General features: G+C 32.3%; 20 protein-coding genes. 12 read left to right on the forward strand and 8 right to left on the reverse strand.

The annotated features are described in order from the left end of the window. Nucleotides 1-59 precede the first annotated feature (59 nt). Entirely contained in the window at nucleotides 60-2261 is a 2202-nt protein-coding gene (locus GBO31_RS14140; RefSeq protein ID WP_219009009.1) for a response regulator, read from the reverse strand. A 275-nt stretch (nucleotides 2262-2536) separates the two neighbouring features. Between GBO31_RS14140 and GBO31_RS14145 the strand changes: the two genes are divergently transcribed. The 9 genes from GBO31_RS14145 (at nucleotide 2537) to ribB (ending at nucleotide 11282) form a co-directional block, all read left to right on the forward strand. After that, a complete protein-coding gene (locus GBO31_RS14145; RefSeq protein WP_219009010.1) occupies nucleotides 2537-3175 on the forward strand; it encodes a peroxiredoxin in 639 nt (212 codons plus the stop codon). An 83-nt stretch (nucleotides 3176-3258) separates the two neighbouring features. Next, nucleotides 3259-3573 carry a thioredoxin family protein gene (locus tag GBO31_RS14150; RefSeq protein ID WP_219009011.1) on the forward strand — a complete coding sequence of 105 codons (315 nt, stop codon included), beginning with the start codon at nucleotides 3259-3261 and terminating at the stop codon, nucleotides 3571-3573. Next, a complete protein-coding gene (locus tag GBO31_RS14155) occupies nucleotides 3554-3811 on the forward strand; it encodes a DUF6952 family protein (RefSeq protein WP_219009012.1) in 258 nt (85 codons plus the stop codon). The genes GBO31_RS14150 and GBO31_RS14155 overlap by 20 nt, the downstream gene beginning before the upstream one ends. Before the next feature lie 210 nt (nucleotides 3812-4021). Beyond that, nucleotides 4022-4522, forward strand: a complete 501-nt coding sequence (gene tpx, locus GBO31_RS14160) for a thiol peroxidase (protein ID WP_219009013.1) — start codon at nucleotides 4022-4024, stop codon at nucleotides 4520-4522. A 7-nt stretch (nucleotides 4523-4529) separates the two neighbouring features. After that, entirely contained in the window at nucleotides 4530-4898 is a 369-nt protein-coding gene (locus tag GBO31_RS14165; RefSeq protein WP_219009014.1) for a diacylglycerol kinase, read from the forward strand. Nucleotides 4899-4965: 67 nt separating this feature from the next. Then, nucleotides 4966-7452, forward strand: a complete 2487-nt coding sequence (locus GBO31_RS14170; protein WP_219009015.1) for an FtsK/SpoIIIE family DNA translocase — start codon at nucleotides 4966-4968, stop codon at nucleotides 7450-7452. A gap of 45 nt (nucleotides 7453-7497) precedes the next feature. Further along, a complete protein-coding gene (locus GBO31_RS14175; protein ID WP_219009016.1) occupies nucleotides 7498-8136 on the forward strand; it encodes a LolA family protein in 639 nt (212 codons plus the stop codon). Between the two features lie 75 nt (nucleotides 8137-8211). Continuing rightward, nucleotides 8212-10062 (forward strand): LptF/LptG family permease, encoded by a 1851-nt coding sequence (locus tag GBO31_RS14180; protein WP_219009017.1) that lies wholly within the window; start codon nucleotides 8212-8214, stop codon nucleotides 10060-10062. 68 nt (nucleotides 10063-10130) lie between these two features. Beyond that, nucleotides 10131-11282, forward strand: coding sequence for a 3,4-dihydroxy-2-butanone-4-phosphate synthase (gene ribB / locus GBO31_RS14185; protein WP_219009018.1), 1152 nt, complete (start codon nucleotides 10131-10133; stop codon nucleotides 11280-11282). A gap of 10 nt (nucleotides 11283-11292) precedes the next feature. Here the strand turns inward: ribB and GBO31_RS14190 are convergent, their stop codons facing one another. From GBO31_RS14190 to GBO31_RS14200, 3 genes are all read right to left on the reverse strand, one after another. Beyond that, nucleotides 11293-12483 (reverse strand): DegT/DnrJ/EryC1/StrS family aminotransferase, encoded by a 1191-nt coding sequence (locus GBO31_RS14190; RefSeq protein WP_219009019.1) that lies wholly within the window; start codon nucleotides 12481-12483, stop codon nucleotides 11293-11295. A gap of 86 nt (nucleotides 12484-12569) precedes the next feature. Further along, nucleotides 12570-13025: a thioredoxin family protein gene (locus tag GBO31_RS14195; protein ID WP_219009020.1), complete on the reverse strand. Its 456-nt coding sequence runs from the start codon at nucleotides 13023-13025 to the stop codon at nucleotides 12570-12572. A gap of 66 nt (nucleotides 13026-13091) precedes the next feature. Continuing rightward, nucleotides 13092-13721, reverse strand: coding sequence for an NAD(P)H-dependent oxidoreductase (locus GBO31_RS14200; protein ID WP_219009021.1), 630 nt, complete (start codon nucleotides 13719-13721; stop codon nucleotides 13092-13094). Between the two features lie 89 nt (nucleotides 13722-13810). On the opposite strand from GBO31_RS14200, the gene GBO31_RS14205 reads away from it, so the two are divergent. After that, entirely contained in the window at nucleotides 13811-14206 is a 396-nt protein-coding gene (locus GBO31_RS14205; RefSeq protein WP_219009022.1) for an acyl-CoA thioesterase, read from the forward strand. Between the two features lie 67 nt (nucleotides 14207-14273). On the opposite strand, the gene nhaC is transcribed toward GBO31_RS14205, so the two are convergent. Further along, the gene (gene nhaC / locus GBO31_RS14210; protein WP_246615881.1) at nucleotides 14274-15650 is read right to left on the reverse strand and encodes a Na+/H+ antiporter NhaC; all 1377 of its coding nucleotides are present in this window, start codon (nucleotides 15648-15650) and stop codon (nucleotides 14274-14276) included. 1135 nt (nucleotides 15651-16785) lie between these two features. Here nhaC and GBO31_RS14215 point away from each other — a divergent pair. Continuing rightward, a complete protein-coding gene (locus GBO31_RS14215) occupies nucleotides 16786-17418 on the forward strand; it encodes a CPBP family intramembrane glutamic endopeptidase (protein WP_219009023.1) in 633 nt (210 codons plus the stop codon). Here GBO31_RS14215 and GBO31_RS14220 read toward each other — a convergent pair. From GBO31_RS14220 to GBO31_RS14230, 3 genes are read right to left on the reverse strand one after another with little or no spacing between them, the layout of a single operon-like run. Further along, entirely contained in the window at nucleotides 17415-17987 is a 573-nt protein-coding gene (locus GBO31_RS14220) for a non-canonical purine NTP diphosphatase (RefSeq protein WP_219009024.1), read from the reverse strand. The two genes, GBO31_RS14215 and GBO31_RS14220, sit on opposite strands and share 4 nt — an antisense overlap. Before the next feature lie 4 nt (nucleotides 17988-17991). After that, nucleotides 17992-18516, reverse strand: coding sequence for a KdsC family phosphatase (locus GBO31_RS14225; protein ID WP_219009025.1), 525 nt, complete (start codon nucleotides 18514-18516; stop codon nucleotides 17992-17994). Continuing rightward, nucleotides 18500-19264, reverse strand: a complete 765-nt coding sequence (locus GBO31_RS14230) for a Rossmann-like and DUF2520 domain-containing protein (RefSeq protein ID WP_219009026.1) — start codon at nucleotides 19262-19264, stop codon at nucleotides 18500-18502. The genes GBO31_RS14225 and GBO31_RS14230 overlap by 17 nt, the downstream gene beginning before the upstream one ends. Before the next feature lie 133 nt (nucleotides 19265-19397). Here GBO31_RS14230 and ccsA point away from each other — a divergent pair, with 133 nt between their 5' ends. Further along, a complete protein-coding gene (ccsA, locus tag GBO31_RS14235) occupies nucleotides 19398-22559 on the forward strand; it encodes a cytochrome c biogenesis protein CcsA (protein WP_219009027.1) in 3162 nt (1053 codons plus the stop codon). The last annotated feature ends 17 nt before the right edge of the window (nucleotides 22560-22576 follow it).

Genomic DNA, 22576 nt, shown 5'->3' on the forward strand with positions numbered 1-22576 from the left:
TAAAGATTAAAGAGAATACGCTTTAACAGAATTAATACATAAAGTAGGAAAAGAAGCGACTAGTTAATATACTTCACCTTAGAAATATTCTTCATAATAGTTTGGAAGAATTGCTGCGTGTCATATGGTTTTATAATGACATCATTCATACCTACGGATAATGCTTGATCTCTTATTTCTCCTTCTTCTACTGCAGTTAATGCGATAATAGGAATATGAGAGTTAAAGGTTCTTATAACCGTTGTGGCATCCAATCCATTCATTTCAGGCATATTAATATCCATAAGTACAAGATCAAAACTATTCGTTTTAACCATTTCTATGGCTTTCATACCATTACTTGCTAGATCACAGGTATATCCTTTTTTCTTAAGAATATTCTGAGTAACAATTTGGTTGATTTTGTTATCGTCTACAATCAGAATATTAAAATTGGTAGTACCAATACTGATGCTTTCTCCCGTTTGATAAGAAATGTCTTTCTCTTTTACCGCTTTTTCATAAACCAAATCAAAAGTAAACTCAGAACCTACACCTTCTTCACTATCAATATAAATTTCACTCTTATGAAGATGGATTAATTTTTTAACAATTGCAAGTCCTAAACCAGTACCTTCGTATTCTTGATTTTCATTTTTTACTTGCGCAAAATTCTCAAAAATAGTTGCCTGCTTACTTTTCGGAATTCCAATACCGTCATCTTTTATAATGAAACGTAGTTTATAGGAATCTCCTTCAGATTCTCGACTTTTAACCTTTATCCAAATATTCCCATTATGAGTAAACTTAAGAGCATTACCTATAAGATTGATCAAGATTTGAGAAAGTCTAACGGAATCTCCAAGTAAGGTAGTTTTGATATTTTTATCAATATCTATATGTACCGTGTTATTGTTGTTTTTTTGTTTTGAATGCAGAGAATTTACAATACCCTCAATAAGTGATCTAAGGTCAAATGATACTTTTTCTAACTTTACTTCATTTGTTTCTATTTTACTTAATTGTAAAACATCATTGATTAAAGCAAGTAAGTAATCTCCTGAGAATTTTAGAGATTCTAAATATTCATTTTTCTTCTTTTCTTCAGGATGTTCCATTAACAGTGAAGTTAAACCAATAACACCATAAAGAGGTGTTCTTAATTCATGACTCACTGTAGATATAAACTGAGATTTTAGTGTAGAAACTTGTTCTGCGGTTTCTTTTGCATTCACAAGTTCTTTATTCTTTTCGATAAGATCGTTATTCAGTTTCTTTTTCTGTAAATTGTTTTTATACGAACTAATTAAGAATGCTAGAGAGATTAATATCAATACTACACCAAGAATAGTAATAATCTGCCATTTAATTTCTTTAGAATAGTTTTTTGCATCTTTTTCATTAGCTTGATTGACCTGATCTCTCATTTGATCTACTTCAAACTCAATTTTTGCTCGGATCAATTCAACTTTTCGAGTAAGCTCTTCAGCTTTAAAGATGTTCTCACGATGCTTTTCTAAATATGGAATTGCATTTTCGAAATCTTTTTTAGCTCTATATACTTTGTGTTTGGTATAATAAGCAGTTGCTAATTCTATATGATACGTAGATATTAATCGGGTGTTATTTTCAATATTATCTATCTCACTCTTAGAGGCTGCTATCGCATTATTGATATGTTCTTCAGCTCTTTCATATCTTCGAACACGTAAAAAATACTTTCCTAATAAGTTACTTAATTTAATATTTTGGCTTTGCTCTAGGTCATAATTCGAACTTAGCAATGCTCGCGCTTTAGTAAGGTATTTATCGCTAGTTTGATAATCATTTTGATCTATATAATGTTCAGCGAGATTCAGTAAGGGTATGATCATTTTGGTGGTATCTTTGATACCTTTTGCGATGTCATGGCTATCTTCTAAATTCTTGATCCCATTATATCTAGTAGAGTCAGTCTTTATTTTTAGTCTACCTAAGCTGTTGGTAAGTGCAGTTCGATAATTAGTTAAAGCTTCACTTTCTTGCTGGTTCAACTCATGAATCTGACCAAGTAAATTATGAATTTTTGCTTTACTCTTATCATCATCATTGAATTTTGCAGCTTTAGAAGCAGCATATACCTTTTCTAATGCTTGTTGGTATTTATACTCTTCTAGAAATATTTCTGCTTGTTCGATATACAGTTGAATACTATCCGTATTTAAGGATGATGATTGGGCAGAAGTATTTAATGATATAAATACTAAAAATACAAGTACTATATGTTTTATGGAGCTCTTCAACTTTTTGGTTTATAGGCTAATTGTCCAAAGCGAAAATACAAAAATAGATCTAACAAAGTGCAAATCATCGTGTAAAAAGGACAATTTATCCGTAATTTATGTAAGGTATTTCATTTTTTTGTAGGAATTTGTGAAGTAGATAGGAATAATTATTATGTATTAGAAAAAACTATTTAAATATAGAAAATTATAATAGACCTATTATTTATATAAGTATATGCAATGTATATTTGCCACTTCAAAAATTAATTAATTACATTTTAAATTAACAAAAAATGGCATTTGTAGGTAAAAAATTCCCTGATCTTAACGTTGACGCAATGAATGAAATGGGAGATACTTTCAAGCTTAACGTATTGGAAGAAGCTAAAAATAATAACAAAAAAGTACTTTTATTCTGGTATCCAAAAGATTTTACTTTTGTTTGTCCAACAGAGTTACATGCTTTCCAGGAAGCTTTAGCTGAATTTGAGAAAAGAAATACGATTGTTATTGGAGCATCTTGTGATACGCCAGAAGTTCATTTTGCATGGTTAAATACTTCTAAAGAAAATGGTGGTATTGAAGGTGTAACATATCCAATATTAGCAGATTCTAATCGTAACCTATCTAGTACTTTAGGAATTTTGGACATTACTAATGAAACTTACAATGAAGAAACTGGAATTGTAACTGTAGAAGGTGATAATGTAACATATAGAGCTACTTATTTGATAGATGAAGAAGGAACTGTTTTTCATGAAGGTGTTAACCACATGCCTGTAGGAAGAAACGTGGCAGAATTTTTAAGATTAATCGATGCTTACGCTCACGTACAGAAAAATGGAGAAGTATGCCCAGCAAATTGGGAAGAAGGAAAAGATGCTATGTCTGCTAATAGAGATGGAGTAGCTTCTTATTTAGCTTCTCACTAAGATTAATAATTATTGTAGAAACTTCTCTTTGAATGCTTGTATGCTACTAGAGAAGTTTCTATTCTAGATAAAAAAAATAGATTATGATTCAAGAACTTACAACAGATAATCTTTCTGAAGTAATAAAGGATAATAACAAAGTGATTGTTCAGTATTCTGCAACATGGTGTGGAAATTGTCGTATAATGAAGCCGAAGTTTAAAAAACTTGCTTCTGAAAATACTGATGCTACTTTTATTATTGTCGATGCTGAAAAAAATCCTGAATCTAGAAAGATGGCTACGGTAGATAATCTTCCGACATTTGCTACTTTTAAAAATGGAGATTTCGTGAATCAGGTACAAACGAACAAGTTTGAAGTCCTTAAAGAATTAGTAGATGAAGTTACCAATAATTAAGCATTTAACTTCTTTTATAGAAGAAAACGATGAGGATTTTGTTGTTGAAGCGATTGAAACTTTAGAGTCACTGACGGAAGTTCCATCTTTAAAAGATGAAGAATTGGATGTGATTGGAGAGCTCATTTCTAATATGTATGGAGCCATAGAAGTGAATAAGATGGTGAAAGAAGGCGCATCTAAGAAAGAAGCTTTAAACGGTTTTATGCAAAGAGTGATGGGATCTATAGATACTTAACCGATCCTTTTCTACTTTGTAACTATCATAAAACCCAGAAACTATAATAAAGTTTCTGGGTTTTATGATTTTATGATATCCTTTATAACTATCATAAAAATTTGTTTATTCCTTCTTTTTGTGTGAACATAATTTTTTTATTTCTTCGGTTATGTGTAAACTTGAACTAGAAATAAATCGGCTTAAAACTAAAGTTAAAAAAACATCAATATGGCTACAATCACATTAGGAGGAAATGAAATACATACCAGTGGAGAACTACCAAAAGTAGGAGAGAAAGCTCCTGATTTCGAATTGGTAAATTCTGATTTATCAGTTGCTAAGTTATCAGATTATGAAGGATCTAAAGTGGTGCTTAATATTTTTCCATCAATAGATACAGATGTTTGTGCTACATCAGTAAGACAATTCAATCAGCAAGCGAGTCAGTTATCAAATACAAAGGTGCTTTGTATCTCCAAAGATTTGCCATTTGCGCAAAAAAGATTTTGTGGAGCAGAAGGTTTAGAAGGAGTGATCAATCAATCTGATTTTAGAGCAGGTAAATTTGGTAAAGATTACGGATTAGAAATCGTTGATGGGCCATTACAAGGCTTACATTCCAGAGCAGTTGTAGTGCTTGATGAAAAAGGTACAGTGCTGTATACAGAACAAGTTCCGGAAATAGCACAAGAACCTAACTATGCTAAAGCTTTAAAAACATTGGCTTAATTCATATATGAGTAAATTCTCAAAATTTATTGTTGGTCGGATACAAGGATGTGGATATGCGCTAAAAGGTGCTTTCATATTAATTAAAACCGAACCAAGCATACAAGTACAGGCTGTCATTGCTATCATTATGACAGCCTTAGGTTTTTATGTAAATATTACATCTACCGAATGGATATTGCAAACCTTTGCAATAGGATTGGTTATGAGTATAGAAGGATTGAATACTTCTGTAGAAGCAATCGCTGATTTTATTCATCCTGATTTTCATAATAAAATTGGTTTTATAAAAGATATTGCTGCTGGAGCTGTATTTATTGCTGCAATTACGGCAGTTGTTATTGGAAGTATAATCTATATACCTTACTTATTATAGAAAATTTTTTTTCCATTTTTACGTTCCAATATAGATATTCGTATTTTTGCGATAACACATCCAAAAAATGGCAAAAAAAAAGGTAACTACAAAAAGGAAAACCACTAAAAAAGCTAAAACACCTTTAAGAGAAAAACTTAAGTTGTCTAGACAACAAAAAGTTATTTTAGGTAGTTTTTTGTTCTTTTTAGGTATTGCATTATTCTTTGCTTTTATTTCGTTTTTCTTTAATTGGAAGGTAGATCAAAGCGAAATTTCTCAATTTCCAAATAGAACAGCATCTGCAAAAAACTGGCTTAGCATTTCTGGAGCTAAGGTTAGTGATTTTTTTATTTTTAGAGGTTTTGGTATTTCCGCACTAATTCTGCCAGTGCTTATTTCTTTAACCGGAGTATATTTATTTTTTGATCTAAATCGAAAAAAACTAGCAGGTTTTTGGTTTTGGGGAACACTAGTAATGCTTTGGATTTCTGTAGTTTTTGGATTCGTTCAAAAAGAAAGTGGTTTGTTCGCTGGGGTTATTGGGTATGAAGTAAATGACTTTATGCAAGACTATATCGGGTTTATTGGAACAGTCTTAGTATTGGCCTTCTTTGCTATTGTCTATATAGTAGTTCGTTTACGATATACACCTGAAAAGATATCAGATTCTTTAAAGAAAACACAAAAAGAGATTACCAAAGATTACCAAGCTGCCAAAAAAATTAATGGCACTAAAAGAGTTAAAGAAGAAAAGAAAGAAGTAGTTGAGGAGGAAAAGAAAGAAGTTATATCTGTAGGAGAAACTACGGATTTATCTTTGGAAAAACCTATCGCAACTAATATCAATAGTGATACATCTCAGCATACCAATAAAACTGGTGCTACTAATACTAGAACTACGGTTAACGAATTCTATGGTAATCCAGAAAATCAATCTAATGAAATTCCGGAAAAGCTAATCATAAAGTCTGAGGATAATCCGGAAGACATTGCGATGGAAGTAGAAACCGTTGTGGAAGAGGAGGAAGTTGAAAATATAAGTGCCAAATTAGTAAAAGATTTTGGTGAATTTGATCCTAAGTTGGAATTAGGAAATTACAAATTTCCTACAATAGAATTGCTTAAAGATTATTCTGTTCAAAACGGTGGAATTACCATTGATCAGGGAGAATTAGAAGAAAATAAAAATAGGATCGTTGAAACTCTAAAGAACTACAAAATAGAGATCGCGCAGATTAAGGCGACTGTTGGTCCGACGGTAACACTTTATGAGATTGTACCAGAAGCTGGTATCCGTATTTCTAAAATTAAAAACCTCGAAGATGATATTGCACTTTCGTTAGCAGCTTTAGGAATACGAATTATTGCTCCTATACCAGGAAAAGGAACTATTGGGATCGAAGTTCCTAATAAAAAGTCTACTATTGTTTCTATGAGATCTGCCATTGCTTCATCAAAATTTCAAGGAGCCGAAATGGAATTGCCTTTATCTTTAGGAAAAACAATTTCTAACGAAACTTTTGTAGTGGATTTAGCTAAAATGCCTCACTTATTGATGGCAGGAGCAACAGGACAAGGTAAATCTGTAGGATTGAATGCTATTTTAACTTCTTTGCTGTATAAAAAGCATCCTGCAGAGGTGAAATTTGTATTAGTTGATCCTAAAAAGGTAGAACTTACTTTATTCAATAAAATTGAAAGGCATTATCTAGCTAAACTGCCAGATGCCGAAGAAGCAATTATCACAGACAATAATAAGGTAATTAATACTCTTAATTCTTTGTGTATTGAGATGGATGCTCGTTACGATTTGTTGAAAAATGCAATGGTTCGAAATATCAAGGAGTATAATGCAAAATTTAAAGCTAGAAAACTAAATCCAGAAAATGGTCATAAGTTTTTACCTTATATAGTATTAGTAGTTGATGAGTTTGCGGATCTTATTATGACAGCAGGTAAAGAAGTGGAAACTCCAATTGCTAGATTAGCACAGTTGGCAAGGGCTATTGGGATTCATCTAATCATTGCTACTCAAAGACCTTCAGTAAATGTTATTACGGGTATGATTAAGGCTAATTTCCCTGCAAGAATTGCGTTTAGAGTAACTTCTAAAATAGATTCTCGTACAATTCTAGATACAGGAGGAGCGGATCAGTTAATTGGTCGTGGAGATATGTTATATACACAAGGAAATGACCTTGTAAGGATACAATGTGCTTTCGTTGATACGCCCGAAGTAGAAAGGATTACAGAATATATTGGAAGTCAAAAAGCATATCCTGAAGCGCATATATTACCAGAGTATTCGGGAGAAGAAAGTGGCACAAGTCTTGATATAGATGTAAAAGATCGTGATAAACTTTTTAATGAAGCAGCAGAAGTTATTGTCACAGCGCAACAAGGATCGGCGTCTTTATTACAAAGAAAACTGAAATTAGGCTACAATAGAGCTGGAAGATTGATTGATCAGTTAGAAGCTGCGGGAATTGTTGGGCCTTTTGAAGGTAGTAAAGCAAGGCAGGTTTTGGTAACCGATTTGGTAGCACTAAAACAACTATTAGATGCTGAGTAATATACTCAGAATAAGATTTAATTTATAATACAGAAACATACAAAAATGATACGAAGATTATTTTTTTTAACAATAGCAACACTTTTTATAACATCAGCACAGGCGCAAGATGCTAAGAAACTTTTGGATGAGGTTTCTACCAAAGTAAAAAGCTATGATAATATTGTGATTGGATTTAAATATGCTTTGAACAATCCAGCAGAAAACGTTTCTCAAGAGACAAGAGGAGATGTTACTTTGTTAGGAGAGAAGTATCTATTAAATCTTATGGGTACAGAACAGATGTATGATGGAAAGAAACTTCATATCATCATTCCTGAGGATGAGGAAATTAATATTTCTTCGCAAAGTCCAGAAGATGAAGCCAGTGTTACACCTTCTAAAATGTTGACCTTTTATGAAGATGGGTATACGTCTAAATTAGATATTGTTCAAAATGTGCAAGGAAGAAAAATTCAATTTGTTAAATTAATTCCAATCGATACAAACAGTGATCTTAAAGAAATTTTATTAGGAGTTGATAAGCAGACAAAACATATTTATAAGTTAATTTTGATGCAAAATAATGGAACTAATATTACGATTACTGTAAATAGTTTTAAGACAAATCAACCTTTGTCTAGTACATTATTTGTTTTTGATGAATCAAAGTATGCTAATTATTATATCAATCGATTAGATTAGTTTTATATTTAGGCATTAATAATAAATCATACACATCCCGAAATTTTCGGGATGATATTTTATATAGACGAATAGGTGAAAATATTAGATAGATATATTCTTACAACATTTTTAAAGACTTTTTTTCCGCTCTTTATCATTATTATGTTCATTCTTTTGTTGCAAACTATCTGGTTGTTTATATCAGAGTTAGCGGGAAAAGATCTTGATTTTTCAGTAATTATTAAGTTTTTAACCTATGCAACACCTAGGTTAATACCCATGGTTTTACCATTGACCATCCTGTTAACTTCCATCATGATCTTTGGTAATTTTGCAGAGAACTATGAGTTTGCAGCTATGAAATCATCTGGGATTTCACTGCAAAGAGCCATGAGAACACTATCCGTTTTTATATTTTTTGTGGGAATTGGTGCATTTTTATTTTCAAACACAGTAATCCCCAGTTCAGAACGGAAATTTGTAAATCTCCGGAAGAATATTGTAAAGGTCAAACCGGCAATGGTAATTACTCCCAATCAATTTAATGATCTGGGAGATATCAATATTCGAGTCTCCGAAAAGTATGGTGATAACGATCAATTTTTGAAAGACGTAATTATCCATAAAAAGGCTGTTAGAGTTGGGAATTTTACAGTAATCAAAGCTACTGATGGGGAACTAAAGGGAAGTATAGATTCTGATTTAATTACATTAGTCCTGAATGATGGTAATTATTATGATGAGATTCAGCAAAAGTCACCGAAACAAAAAAAGAAATTACCATTTGCAAAAACACATTTTAAGCAATATGTGTTGAATATCGATTTATCGTCTTTGGATAACGTTGATATGGATGCGCAGCAGTATAGTAAGGGTTATAATATGCTTAATGTAAATGGTCTTAAGAATGAGATCGACACCTTGTCACTGCAAGTGAATACTGAATTTAAATCTACTCGTGATGATGTTAATAGGCGGAACGGGTATAGAGATTTAAACAGAAACCTGAAGATCGATACGTTGAAAAAAGCAACAAAAGATACCTTGGATTTAATTGAAGATCGATTTAGCATAAAGCAAAAGTCCCAGATATATAATCTCGCGTTTTCCAATGTTGATGGAGTCATTCGAAGAATTCAAACCGCTAAGCGAACAATAGAGGTTAAAAAGAGAGCTCTTAATAAGTATGAAATGTCGTTGCATGATAAATATGCTTTAGGGATTTCTTGTGTATTGTTATTTTTTGTGGGAGCTCCCTTAGGTGCCATTATCAGAAAAGGTGGTTTAGGGCTTCCTATTGTTATCGGAGTAGTGTTATTTCTTACGTATCATTTTATAGGGATTTTTGCTAAGAATGGGGCAGAAGAAGGAGGAATTCCTCCATTTCTAGGATCTTGGTTGTCAACATTTATTATTTTTCCTCTTAGTATTTTCCTAACCTACAGAGCAACTAGAGATCGAGGTTTTGTAAGTTTCGATATTGTAATGCAACCCATCCGTGATTTCTTTGCTAAAATAGGAGGTAAGTCTAAAGAAGGAAAAAATACAAAGGATGTATTAGAAGAAGAACAATTAGAGATTGTGGTTGATGAAAATATTCGTAATCAGGCGGAAGAATCACAACAACAATTCAAAGAAAATTCTTCACTTGCAATTACTCTGTTTTTGTTTCTAGTTCTTGTAAACGTTATTATCGCCTTAATCTCAAAAGGAGATGGTGATAGTAAAATTATGTTGCTTATTTTTAATGGAATTGGTGTAATCACTTTTCTTATATTCCATATTAAGACATATTTAAATCTTAAGAGTTTTTATGATGGTCTTAAGGTGTTTATAAAAAAGCCATCTTTACTAGTATTTGCATTACTTGGGATATTTTTGTTTCCAGTTTTGTATTTCATCTATAAAAAGAAGACGGATAAAGATTTGAATAGAATCAGATAATTCATTGATACTTTCCATTTAAGAATTATATAAAGTACCTTTGCTTTTAAATAAAGAATAGGATCATTATGTCTCAAATTACTGACACTAAAAACAAAATAAAGCTAAATACGATACAAGAAGCTATAGAGGATATTCGCCAAGGAAAAGTGATTATCGTAGTGGATGATGAGGATAGAGAAAATGAAGGAGATTTTCTTGCTGCAGCAGAAAAAGTTACTCCTGAAATGATCAATTTTATGGCTACCCATGGACGTGGATTAATTTGTGCACCAATTACAGAACAGCGATGTAAGGATTTGAAGTTGAACATGATGGTTGATAACAACACAGATCCTATGGAAACAGCGTTTACAATATCTGTAGACCTTAAAGGAAATGGGGTGACTACTGGTATTTCTGCCAGTGATCGTGCAAAAACAGTTGTCGCATTAATAGATCCAAATACAAAATCTTACGAACTAGCACGTCCTGGACATATTTTTCCATTAAAAGCTAAAGAAGGTGGGGTGTTAAGAAGAACTGGTCATACCGAAGCTGCAATAGATTTTGCTAGGCTAGCAGGATTAAAACCAGCTGGTGTTATTGTTGAGATAATGAATGAAGATGGTACTATGGCTCGTCTTCCTCAATTGGTAGAAGTTGCAAAAAAATATGACCTTAAGTTAGTTTCTATAGAGGATTTGGTAGCATATCGCATGCAACATGATTCACTAATAGAAAAGAAAGAAGATTTTGATATTGTAACACGTTTTGGGAAATATAGATTGAGAGCCTATAAACAAACTACAAATAACCAAATTCATATTGCATTAACAAAAGGAAGTTGGGCGGATAATGAACCTGTATTAACAAGAATAAACTCTACTTTATTTAACAATGATATACTAGGAACGTTAACCAATAATGCAGATGAACGTCTAGATGCAATGTTTACTACGATTAATAAAGAAGGAAAAGGAGCAATTGTTTTTATAAATCAAGAGAGTCAGTCTTTTAATTTGTTGAATAGATTGAAAGCATTAAATGAAGCGCAAAATGGAGAGCAAATTGTAAAAGCTCCAAAGATCGCTATGGATTCCAAGGACTTTGGTATTGGAGCTCAGATCTTACATGATTTAAATATTCATAAACTTCGATTGATATCTAATAGCATCCAACAAAAACGAGTAGGAATGATAGGATATGGATTGGAAATTTTAGAATATGTAAATTATTAATCCCAATAAATTACAAAATACTATTTAGAGCTTCAACCATTTTTGAAGCTCTTTCTTTTACCTCTTGTTCGGTCCAACCTACCTTAATTAAGCATGAAATAGTTCTGCCCATCCAAGAATCACTTGAATCAAAAGAWTTTTTGTTTTTCTCCAATCCGTCTAGCTGAGCGGTCGAAAGTCTATTTAGTGATTTTGGCTCTAATAAATGCTCCCATTTTCTATAATAATGCCAATTATTATCATACCAATAAAAACAGGCATCAACCCCATGTTCATTAAGTGCTTTATGTGCTTTTCTAGCTAAATCTTCGGAAGGTAAAAAGAAATTTAGAAAAGCATAGCTTTCAACACCGCTTTCTGGAACTCTTCTAAAAGTAACTTGAGGGATACCGGATAAAGCATTCCGAAGAATTGTATAATTTTTTTCCTGAGTAGCTAACGTACTATCTAATTTTCTTAATTGAGCAATACCCACTGCAGCATGAAGTTCTGATAATCGATAGTTATACCCTAAAAAAGGATGCGTTTCTGCTCCACGATCATTTCCGATATGATCATGTCCATGATCTTGATACTTATCTGCATTATCTGCATATACTTTGGAGTTGGTAATTAGACCACCACCTTCTCCACAAGTAACCGTTTTTACGTAATCAAAGGAAAAACAGCCTAAATCTCCATAACTTCCTAAAGGCTTATTATCATAGGTGCCACCAATTGCTTGACATGCATCTTCCAATAGGATTAGGTTATGCTCATCACAAATGTCTTTAAGTGGTTTTAGATCTGCCATTGAACCACACATGTGTACGGGCATTACCACTTTTGTTTTGTCTGTGATTGCTGCTTTTACAGCTTCAGGATCTAAAGTTAGTGTATCATCGATATCACATAGTATTGGAGTCGCTCCAACAGATAATATAGCCTCAAAACTCGCTACAAACGTAAAGGTTGGCATGATTACTTCATCTCCAGACCCAACACCAGCAGCAGCTAGTGCTACGGTTAAAGCAGCAGTTCCACTAGATACTACCTGAGCATATTTGGTTTGCATTCTTTCTGCTAGATCCTTTTCTAGCTCTAATGCTTTATGATGTCCATTTCTATTTCCATCAAAACCATAACGCATTAAAACTCCATTATCTAATACATCCTGAACTTCCTTTTGTTCTTCCGTTCCAAATAGCTCAAATCCTGGCATAAGTACCGCTTTAAATTAAAAAACTCTTTTCGGCAAAAATACCGAAAAGAGTTTTGAAAATATAAAGGATGTCTTATCTTTTTTGACTAGTAATTATCGATTATCTTCGAAACAAAGCTGAAGTATCGACTGGGATCTCTTAAAGAAGCACTATAAGATCCTTCTGTATCAATTACTTTACCCTTATGATTCATTGCTATAATATGTGGAAAACCACGATCTTTATTGTATTTGCTTAGCAATTTTTTGTTGGCAATTAGTTGTTCTTTTGATAGAATATCACTTCTTCTAGGAATATCGACTTTTAATAAAACTACATTTTCAGATTGGTTTTTAAATTTTTCAGTAGAAAAGAAGTCTTCATCTAACATGATACAAGGAGCACACCAATCGCTACCTGTAAAATACATTAAAATTGGCTTTTTCTCATCTATAGATACTTGTTTAGCATCTTCAAAATCTGTTAACCAATGTAACGAGTCATCCTGACTAAATATTGATGAAGCATATGCTAAAAATAAAAATAATAATATCTTTTTCATTTTTTCAAATTTAGACTAACAAAAAATATCATTTTGAACATACCAAATATCCTGCCATGTATTTGATTATAAAACAATAATAGTTTCATCGATGGTACGTCTTACTTTTTTAAAACCAGCAAACATATCATCTTCTGCACGATATCCTACAGGTAATACCAATACAGATGTAAGTCCTCGTTCGGATAGCTTTAAAATTTCATCATATTTGGCTGGGATAAATCCCTCCATTGGACATGCATCTATTTTTTCCGTTGCACATACCGTTAATAAATTTCCCATTGCCAAATATGCTTGTTTAGCTGCCCAAGTTGAAATTTCATCAGCTTCTTTATGTTTAAAAGAATCTATCAATTGTTCTCTAAAAGGTTTTAATATATTGTCTGGCGTGTTTCTAATAGCTTTTACGTTATCAAAATATTTAGTAATATATTCTTCTCCAACGATCTTTTCTGTACAAATAACTAACAAATGAGAGGCATCAGCAACTTGTTGTTGGTTCCAAGAATGTTCAGTTAGTTCTTTTTGTAATTCTTTATTCTTAAGTACAACAAGCTTTAAAGGTTGCAAACCATAAGAGGTAGCAGTAAGATTAAATGCTTTCGTGAGTACGTCAATTTTTTCCTGCGGTAATATTCGAGTGTTATCAAATTTTTTTGTCGCATATCGCCATTGTAGACTTTCTATAATTTCCATCCTAGATTTTTAAAGTATGGGACAAAGATACACCTATAAGAAGTATCTTTATAGATTAAATTAATAAGAAAAAACTATATCACTATTATATGAATACTATTGAAGAATTGATCAAGAAATCTGAAACCAGAATTTTTAAAGCTGTTTTTCCTAATACTACCAATCATTATGAAACTTTGTTTGGAGGTACTGCACTTCAGCTGATGGATGAAGTTTCTTTTATTTGTGCTACTCGTTTTAGTAGAAAGAAAGTAGTTACCATTTCTACTGGTAAAATAGATTTTGAAAAACCAATTCCTGAAGGAACTATTATCGAATTAGTAGCTAAAATTGAAGAAGTAGGAAGAACGAGTTGTACTGTAAAAGTTGATATTTATAAGGAGGAAATGTATAGCTATGATAGAGAAATAGCGGTATCGGGATTATTCAAGTTTGTTGCTATTGATAATGATAAAAAGCCAATTCCTATTATAGATAAAAATTAGACCAAAAAAAGAATCGCATTGGTTTTAAATCAATGCGATTCTATTATAAAGTGTATATATCGTTTTTTTAAGAGTCTTTTAATTGTTTGATTTTAATTTTAAAAGCTGCAAAAAGTAAGGTTGTAAAAGGACTAAGCCAGTTAAATATTGCAAAAAAGAAATAATCAACAACCGGCACTCCTAAAACACCACTTTGATAAGCTCCACATGTATTCCAAGGTACTAGTACAGAAGTTACGGTTCCTGAGTCTTCCAATGTTCTACTTAGGTTTTCAGGAGCAAGTCCTTTGTCTTTAAAAGCTTTAGCATACATTCTACCAGGTACTACGATAGCTAGGTATTGATCGGATGCTGTAAGGTTTAATGCAAGACAACTAGCAACCGTACTTGCGAATAATCCAAATACCGAATCAAATAGACTGAGCAAGGCTTTACTTATTCTGGCTAATGCTCCAATTGCATCCATTACACCTCCAAATACCATAGCACATACGATTAGCCAAATGGTACCTAACATACCAGACATACCACCAGCAGTGAATAAATCATTTAATTCTTTACTAGAGGTCTCTACGGCAGTATCAACTGTCATTGCTTTCATAACACCTACATATGCAGAATTAAAATTTAAGGAATCACTACCTGCTATGGCTGTAACAATTTCTGGTTGTGCTATAATAGCTGCGATTCCTCCAAGTAATGTTCCTGCTAATAAGGCTATTAAAGGAGGTGTTTTTTTAATGATTAATCCGATCACTATTATAGGTACAATGAATAACCATGGCGAAATGGTAAAAGCACTGTTTATAGCCTGTAATTGCTGATCAATTTCAGGAGTTCCAGAAGTATCTATGGTTAATCCTATAATTATAAAAACGATTAAAGTAACAATAACTGTAGGAACTGTAGTATATGTCATATACTTTATATGAGAAAATAATTCTCCACCAGCCATTGCTGGTGCTAAATTTGTAGTATCAGATAAAGGAGACATTTTATCACCAAAATAAGCTCCGGAGATCACTGCACCTGCGGTCATTCCCAAAGAAATTCCTAAAGTATCTCCAATACCAATTAAGGCGATACCTACCGTAGCAGAGGTAGTCCATGAACTACCAGTAGCTATAGAAATAATAGCACAAATGATAACACAAGCTGCCAAAAAGATGGTGGGATTTAGTATCTGTAGGCCATAATAAATCATGGTTGGTATAATTCCACTTATGAGCCAGGTTCCTGCTAAAGATCCAACCATTAATAAAATTAGTAAGGCACCAGTCGTAGATTTTACGTTTTTAGCAATTTCTTCCATCATTTGCTTATAGGAAACTTTGTTAAAGAAACCTACAATCGCGGCTACAGCAGCTCCTAAAAGTAAAATAAATTGATTACTGCCACTCAAAGCGTCATCACCAAAAGCAAAATATACATTGTAGAATAGCATTCCTACCAAAGCTAAAATAGGGATCAATGCTTCCCAGATAGACAATTCTTTGTTTTCAATAATTTCTTCATTTTGGGAGTGGTAGGATTGTTATGCTGACTTTCCATAAATTGTATTCAAAATTTAAGAATGTAATGTTACGATATTAATAGACTTTATGCAACGTATTCTTTTTTATTCAGAATAAAAATTACTTTCAGGATTAATGTTTTTAATAAAAAATGCATTTTGTCGATTTATTTTGTTTTTAATCGATAATTTATTGTATATTTGACACGGTTTTTTACTAAAGTTTAGCTTTTAAAATACCTTTGAACTATCAAAAGAGAAAGTTGAAATACCTACAATATACCGAAAGAGAAAAATTGGAATTGATTATTTACGTTTTTTTGCCCCCGCAAATTTAATCCCCCTAACGTTAAGTTTGAAAATTATGAGCCTCAGAGATGAGGCTTTTTTCATTTCTTATTATGAAGAAATATCATTCTTAGGATTTATAGTTTTCCATGGAATATATAAATGTGTTTTTAATCGATAAAAAATGTATTTTGTCGATATTTTTGTGATTTATGAATACTAAAAAAATGAAGAAAACTTGAATAAGGATTAATTTTGAAGTGTGAAAAGAAAGAATTATTTGATTAGTTAGTTTTAATGTTACCCCATAAGAGATAATTGCCCAAAACTTATCGAACTTTTTTTGATTACCCCAAATTTATTTCGCCCCGTTAGCTAATAAGCCTCTGACCCCAAGAGGCTTTTTTTATGCGCATTTTGGATAAAAATGAATTCGAAATAGCGTATTGTAGTTGAAAAATTACGTGTTTAACGTAAAAAATATCCGTTTAACCGGCTAAAAATGCATTTTGTCGATATTTTTATTGTTTTTCATCTAATATTTTCTGGGTTTTATGGAGTTATCTCGTATATTTGGAGTGTTGTTTAAGATTGATATAAATTAAATTTAGTTGTTACGGTATTATTGAAATACTAAATTGATTACTAAGATATTGTAATCATATACATCCCCGAATTTGATTTGTTTAAATGAAAAGCCCCTTGCTCGGGGGCTTTTTATTTGTTAAAAAATAAGTAGTTTCAAATTTTATGCAGAAATTAGTACAAAATTGAACTAATGTCATCTACCTTAAATCGCGGATTAGAACTACTTTTCCTATTTGTATTACTACCAATCAGTTTTTTATTTAATTATCACATTCTGATAAAAGTTGGAATAACAATAATAGGTTTTGTTTATATATTATTTCATCTTAGGAAATCAGGTCTTTTAAAGTTGAGAAAACCAGATGTGGTTTATTGGAAACCTTTTTGGAAAGAAACTATTATTAAACTAGCAATTATTATCGTTGTTACGAGTTTATATGTTTTTTGGGTAGCACCTGATAAGCTCTTTTCAGTAATATTAAAGAAACCCATGTTGTGGTTAGTGATCTTATTTGTTTACACCTTTTTATCTGTATGGCCACAGGAAATTATTTATCGCACTTTTTTTTATGATAGATATGAAAAACTAATTCAAAATAAATGGTTATTTATTTTTATAAATGCTATTCTCTTTTCGTTAGCCCATATTTTCTTAAGAAGCTTTCTTGTTCAATTATTGACATTTGTTGGTGGGTTGCTATTTGCATTTACCTATCAAAGAACAAAGTCAACTACTTTAGCATCAATTGAGCATGCTATCTACGGAAATTGGCTTTTTACTGTAGGAATGGGAGATATGTTAGCGTTTCCAGGAGCGGATTAACTACTTAAAAATTCAATAAGTTTTTTTATAGCTCTGGCTCTATGGCTGATGAGGTTTTTTTCACTTAAAGCAAGTTCGGCAAATGTTTTCTCATATCCATCAGGTAAAAAAATAGGATCATATCCAAAACCTTGCTTTCCTTTTTTCTCCGAAGTAATTGTTCCGGAACAAATACCAGTGAAAGTATCTAATTTTTCACCTATTTTTAGTGATATTACTGTTTTGAACTGTGCTTCTCTATTATTTTTATCTTTTAGGTTCTCAAGTAATTTATCCATGTTAGCTTGAGCATCTTTAGTTTCTCCGGCATATCTAGCCGAGTAGACACCTGGATCACCGTTTAAGATCTTCACTTCTAAACCGGTATCATCCGCAAAACAATCATACCCGTAATGTTTTTTAACGTATTCCGCTTTTTGAATAGCATTTCCTTCTATGGTATCCGATGTTTCGGGAATATCTTCGGTACATCCAATTTCTGAAAGCCCTAATAATTGAATATGATCCGGTAATAAAGCTTGTACTTCTTTTAGCTTATTAAGATTATTGGTCGCAAATACTAACTTCATATAGTTACGCTTTGGCATTATAATTTTGAACCCATTTCCCTTGTACTTTTAGGACTTGTTCGATCACATCCCTTACGCATCCTTTTCCACCTTTTTTAAAGGAAACGTATTTAGCAATTTCTTTTACCTCTGCTACTGCATCTTGAGGGCAAGTAGGTAATCCCACCATTTCCATAACCGGTAAATCGGGGATGTCATCACCCATATATAGAACATTTTCCAGCTTGATATTGTTCTTATTCATATATTCCTGAAGCTGTTCTATTTTGTGATGAGCGCCCAAATAGATATCTTTAATTTCTAGACCTTCCAATCTTTTTCTTACTCCTTCATTTTTTCCGCCAGAAATAATACATAGGTTAAATCCTTGTCTTACCGCAGCTTTTAAAGCATATCCATCTTTAACATTCATGGTTCTTAGTAATTCTCCTTCTGTATTTATGATCACATTTCCATCGGTAAGAACACCGTCAACATCAAAAATAAAAGTGGTAATGTGTTGCAAATATTCTTTATAACTTTTTTCCATATTTAGTTTGTATCGCTTGAGAAAGCAGGTTGTATAATTGTTTTTGTGAGTCGTCTTTTAAAATTTTTAAATGTCTATTAATTGTTTGCACATCATTACGTATAGCTGGACCGGTTTGTGCATTATCAGGATTCATCTCTATTGCCTTTTTAGCTGTTTCTAAAATCAATGGATGTAAAATTTCAAAGGGAATGTTATGTTCTTTGCAAATATCACTACCAATAGAAAATAAATGATTCGTGAAATTATTGATAAAAACTGCGGCTACATGTAACGTATTTCGCTGGTCAGAACTAATAGCGTAAATCTTTTTTGTTAGTTGAGAAGCTAATGTTTCTAAAAGGGCACTATGTTTTTCCTGCTCGGCTTCAATACAAAATGGAATTGTAGTAAAATCTACCTTTTTAGTAGCACTGAATGTTTGTAAAGGATAAAAAACACCTCTTGTATTTTTAGAATTCATAGATTTCATAGGAACACTTCCTGAGGTATGAACCACCAATCTATTTTGGAAAGGAAGTTTATTAGATACCTCTACTACAGCATCGTCACTTATCGCTAAGATATAAACATCTGCTTCTTTTAAATCATTCAAATTGTTGGTTACGAAAACTCCTTCTTGGTTTTCGTGAATTTGTACCCCTTTTCGGTTATAGCATTGTATCACTTTTACTAAATTTAAGGGCAAAAAAGCTTCATAAAGATGCTTAGCAACATTTCCGGCACCAAGAAGAACTATTGTTATCATTTGGCTAAAATAAGGAAGATACTTTAAAAATTAGACAAGTTTTATAGTTCTGTTAAAAGCATTAAAATTGGAATGTGATCATGTACAATTATCCTTTCAAAAACATTAAATTTGCCGAGCTAAAAAAGTTACAATGCAAAAGAGGTTAGCAAGTATATTATTTTCTACAAGATTAATGGCAATTCTATTCATAATTTTCGCAATTGCCATGGCAGTTGGTACATTTTTGGAAGATGGCTATGGTACAACAGCAGCAAGAATTTGGATATATAACACATGGTGGTTTGAGGCTATTATGGCCTTTTTTATGATCAACTTTTGTGGAAATATCGTACGATATCAGTTGTATAAAAAAGAAAAATGGGCTACCTTGATATTACACCTTTCTTTTATTTTGATTCTTTTAGGAGCTTTTATTACCAGATATATAAGTTATGAAGGAGTTATGCCTATTAGAGAAGGTGAAACTACTTCAGAATTTTTATCAGAACGTACTTATTTAACAGCTTTTCTTGATGGAGAAATTAATGGTGAACCTCGTAGAAGACCAATTTCAAAAGAGTTGGAGCTTACAGAAGCTACAAACAATAACTTTGTTATAGAAACTGATTACAATAAGCAGCCAGTTACCATAACATATAAGGATTATATCACGGGTGCAGAAATGGGCTTGGTGGAAACGGAAGAAGGTGATAATTATTTGAAAATTGTAGAAGCAGGAGATGGCACCAGACATGAGCACTATTTAAAAGAAGGAGAAGTATCCAATATTCATAATATTTTAATTGCATTTAATATCCCTACAAAAGGAGCAATTAATATCACTTATGAGGATGACGAGTATTATATAGAATCTCCTTTTGACGGTTCTTTTTTAAGAATGGCGGATCAAAAACAAGGTCAAGTTGTAAAAGATAGTGTGCAACCTCTAATGTTACGATCATTATATCAAACTGCTGGAATGCAGTTTGTAATTCCAGATCCTGTTATTACTGGAATTTATGATATTATACCTATAGAAGTAAAAGATAAAGGTCAACAAGATGCGCTTATTTTCAACGTAACTACAAAAGGGGAAACTAAAGAAGTAAAACTGCTAGGCGGAAAAGGGTATGCAAATGATATGCAAAAAGTTTCTCTTGGAGGCTTGGATATGTATTTTAGTTATGGTTCAAAACGATTGGAACTTCCTTTCGCTCTAAAATTAAATGATTTTATTGCAGAGAAACAGCCAGGTACGCAAAAAGTGTATAAATCATTTATGAGTAAAGTCGATATCGTAGAAGATAATGCAGTTCCAGAGCCTTATGACATATATATGAATCATGTATTAGATCACAAAGGATATCGTTTTTTTCAGGCTTCTTTTGATCCAGATGAAAAAGGAACAGTGTTATCTGTAAATCATGATTATTGGGGAACTAAAGTAACATATGCGGGTTACATGTTATTATACCTAGGTTTGATGCTTATTCTATTCACAAGAGGATCGAGATTTAAAGATTTAGAACAAATGCTGAACAAAATAAAGTCTAAAAAGAAAAATCTTACCATACTATTGGCTCTATTTACGGCTAGCTTTTCTTTTGCTCAACAACAAACAGATCATGTAAATCATTTGCAAACATTACCTAGCAAGTCCAAATTAGATTCTATTATAAAAGCAAATGCAGTATCTAAGGAGCACGCGGCTAAGTTTGGAAATATAGTGATTCAGGATGAGCGAGGGAGAATGAAGCCGGTGAATACTTTTTCATCTGAGTTACTACGAAAACTTAGTAAAAAAGATACTTATGAAGGATTAACAGCAGATCAAGTATTTGTCTCTATGGTTGAGAATCCATATATATGGTATAGTATACCTATTATAGAAATACAACGTGAAAATGATAGTATCAGGAAGATTTTAGGCGTTTCCAAATCTGAAAGGAGAGTTTCCTTAATAGATCTTGTAGAGCAAGATGGTTCCTATAAATTAGATCCTTATTTAGAAGAAGCGAGTAGTACTAGTACTCCAAGTAGTTTTGAAAAAGATTTCTTAAAAACTCATGAAAAGTTTTATTTATTGAACCAAGCGTTAGGAGGAGGAATTCTTAGAATTTTCCCTGTACCTAATGATGAAGGAAATAAATGGGTTTCTGTACCACAACTAAACGAATATAAATTTACGGGTATGGATTCTGTTTATACCCGCCAAATTATACCTATTTATTTGCAATCACTGCAGGAAGCTAGAAAAACTGGGGATTACAGTAAACCAGAACAATATATTGAAAGCATTAAGTCGTTCCAGACCAAATTTGGAAGTGAAGTAATGCCTACTGATGAAAAAATACAAGCGGAAATAGCATTGAATAAATATGATATATTCAGGACGTTATATAGGTATTATGGACTGACTAGTGTCCTATTTATTTTCATCATTATTTTTGGAATATTTTATCATAAAAATAAGTTTGTCAAAGCATTAATCCAGATTTTTACAGGAATTACGGTTCTTATTTTTATGGTTCATACTTCTGGATTAATTATACGATGGTATGTTTCTGGTCATGCCCCATGGAGTGACGCTTATGAATCTATGATTTATGTTGCTTGGGCCACAATGGCATTAGGACTAGCATTTGGTAAGAAAAGTAACCTTACCGTAGCTGCTACTGCTTTTGTTGCGGCAATTATTCTGTTTTTTGCACACCAGAACTGGACCGATCCAGCGATAGCTAACTTACAACCGGTACTAGATTCGTATTGGGTGTTAATTCATGTTTCTATAATAGTGGCAAGTTATGGACCTTTCTTTGTTGGAGCCATCTTAGGAATACTTTCGCTACTATTAATGGTTTTGACTACAAAATCAAATAAAAAGAGAATGGATCTAAATATTAAAGAAATTACCATCATTAATGAAATGGCATTAACCATTGGTTTAGTAATGCTAACCATTGGGAATTTCTTAGGAGGAATGTGGGCAAATGAAAGCTGGGGACGCTATTGGGGATGGGATCCAAAAGAAACTTGGGCACTAGTTAGTATTATGGTTTATGCTTTTGTAATACATATGAGATTAGTTCCTGGTCTGCGTGGTAGATGGTTTTTTAACCTAATTTCGATTCTAGCAGTAGGCTCTATTTTGATGACCTATTTTGGTGTTAATTTTTATCTAAAAGGATTACATTCTTATGCAAGTGGAGACCAAGTGGTAACACCTTCTTTTGTGTATTATAGCTTCTTTGTTTGGGCAGTATTGGGTGCTTTTTCTTATTGGAGGTATTCTGTACATTATAAGAAAAGATAATTCTAAAGAATTGTGCT

It is taken from the genome of Aquimarina litoralis (assembly GCF_019295435.1).
Taxonomy (GTDB): Bacteria; Bacteroidota; Bacteroidia; order Flavobacteriales; family Flavobacteriaceae; genus Aquimarina; species Aquimarina litoralis_A.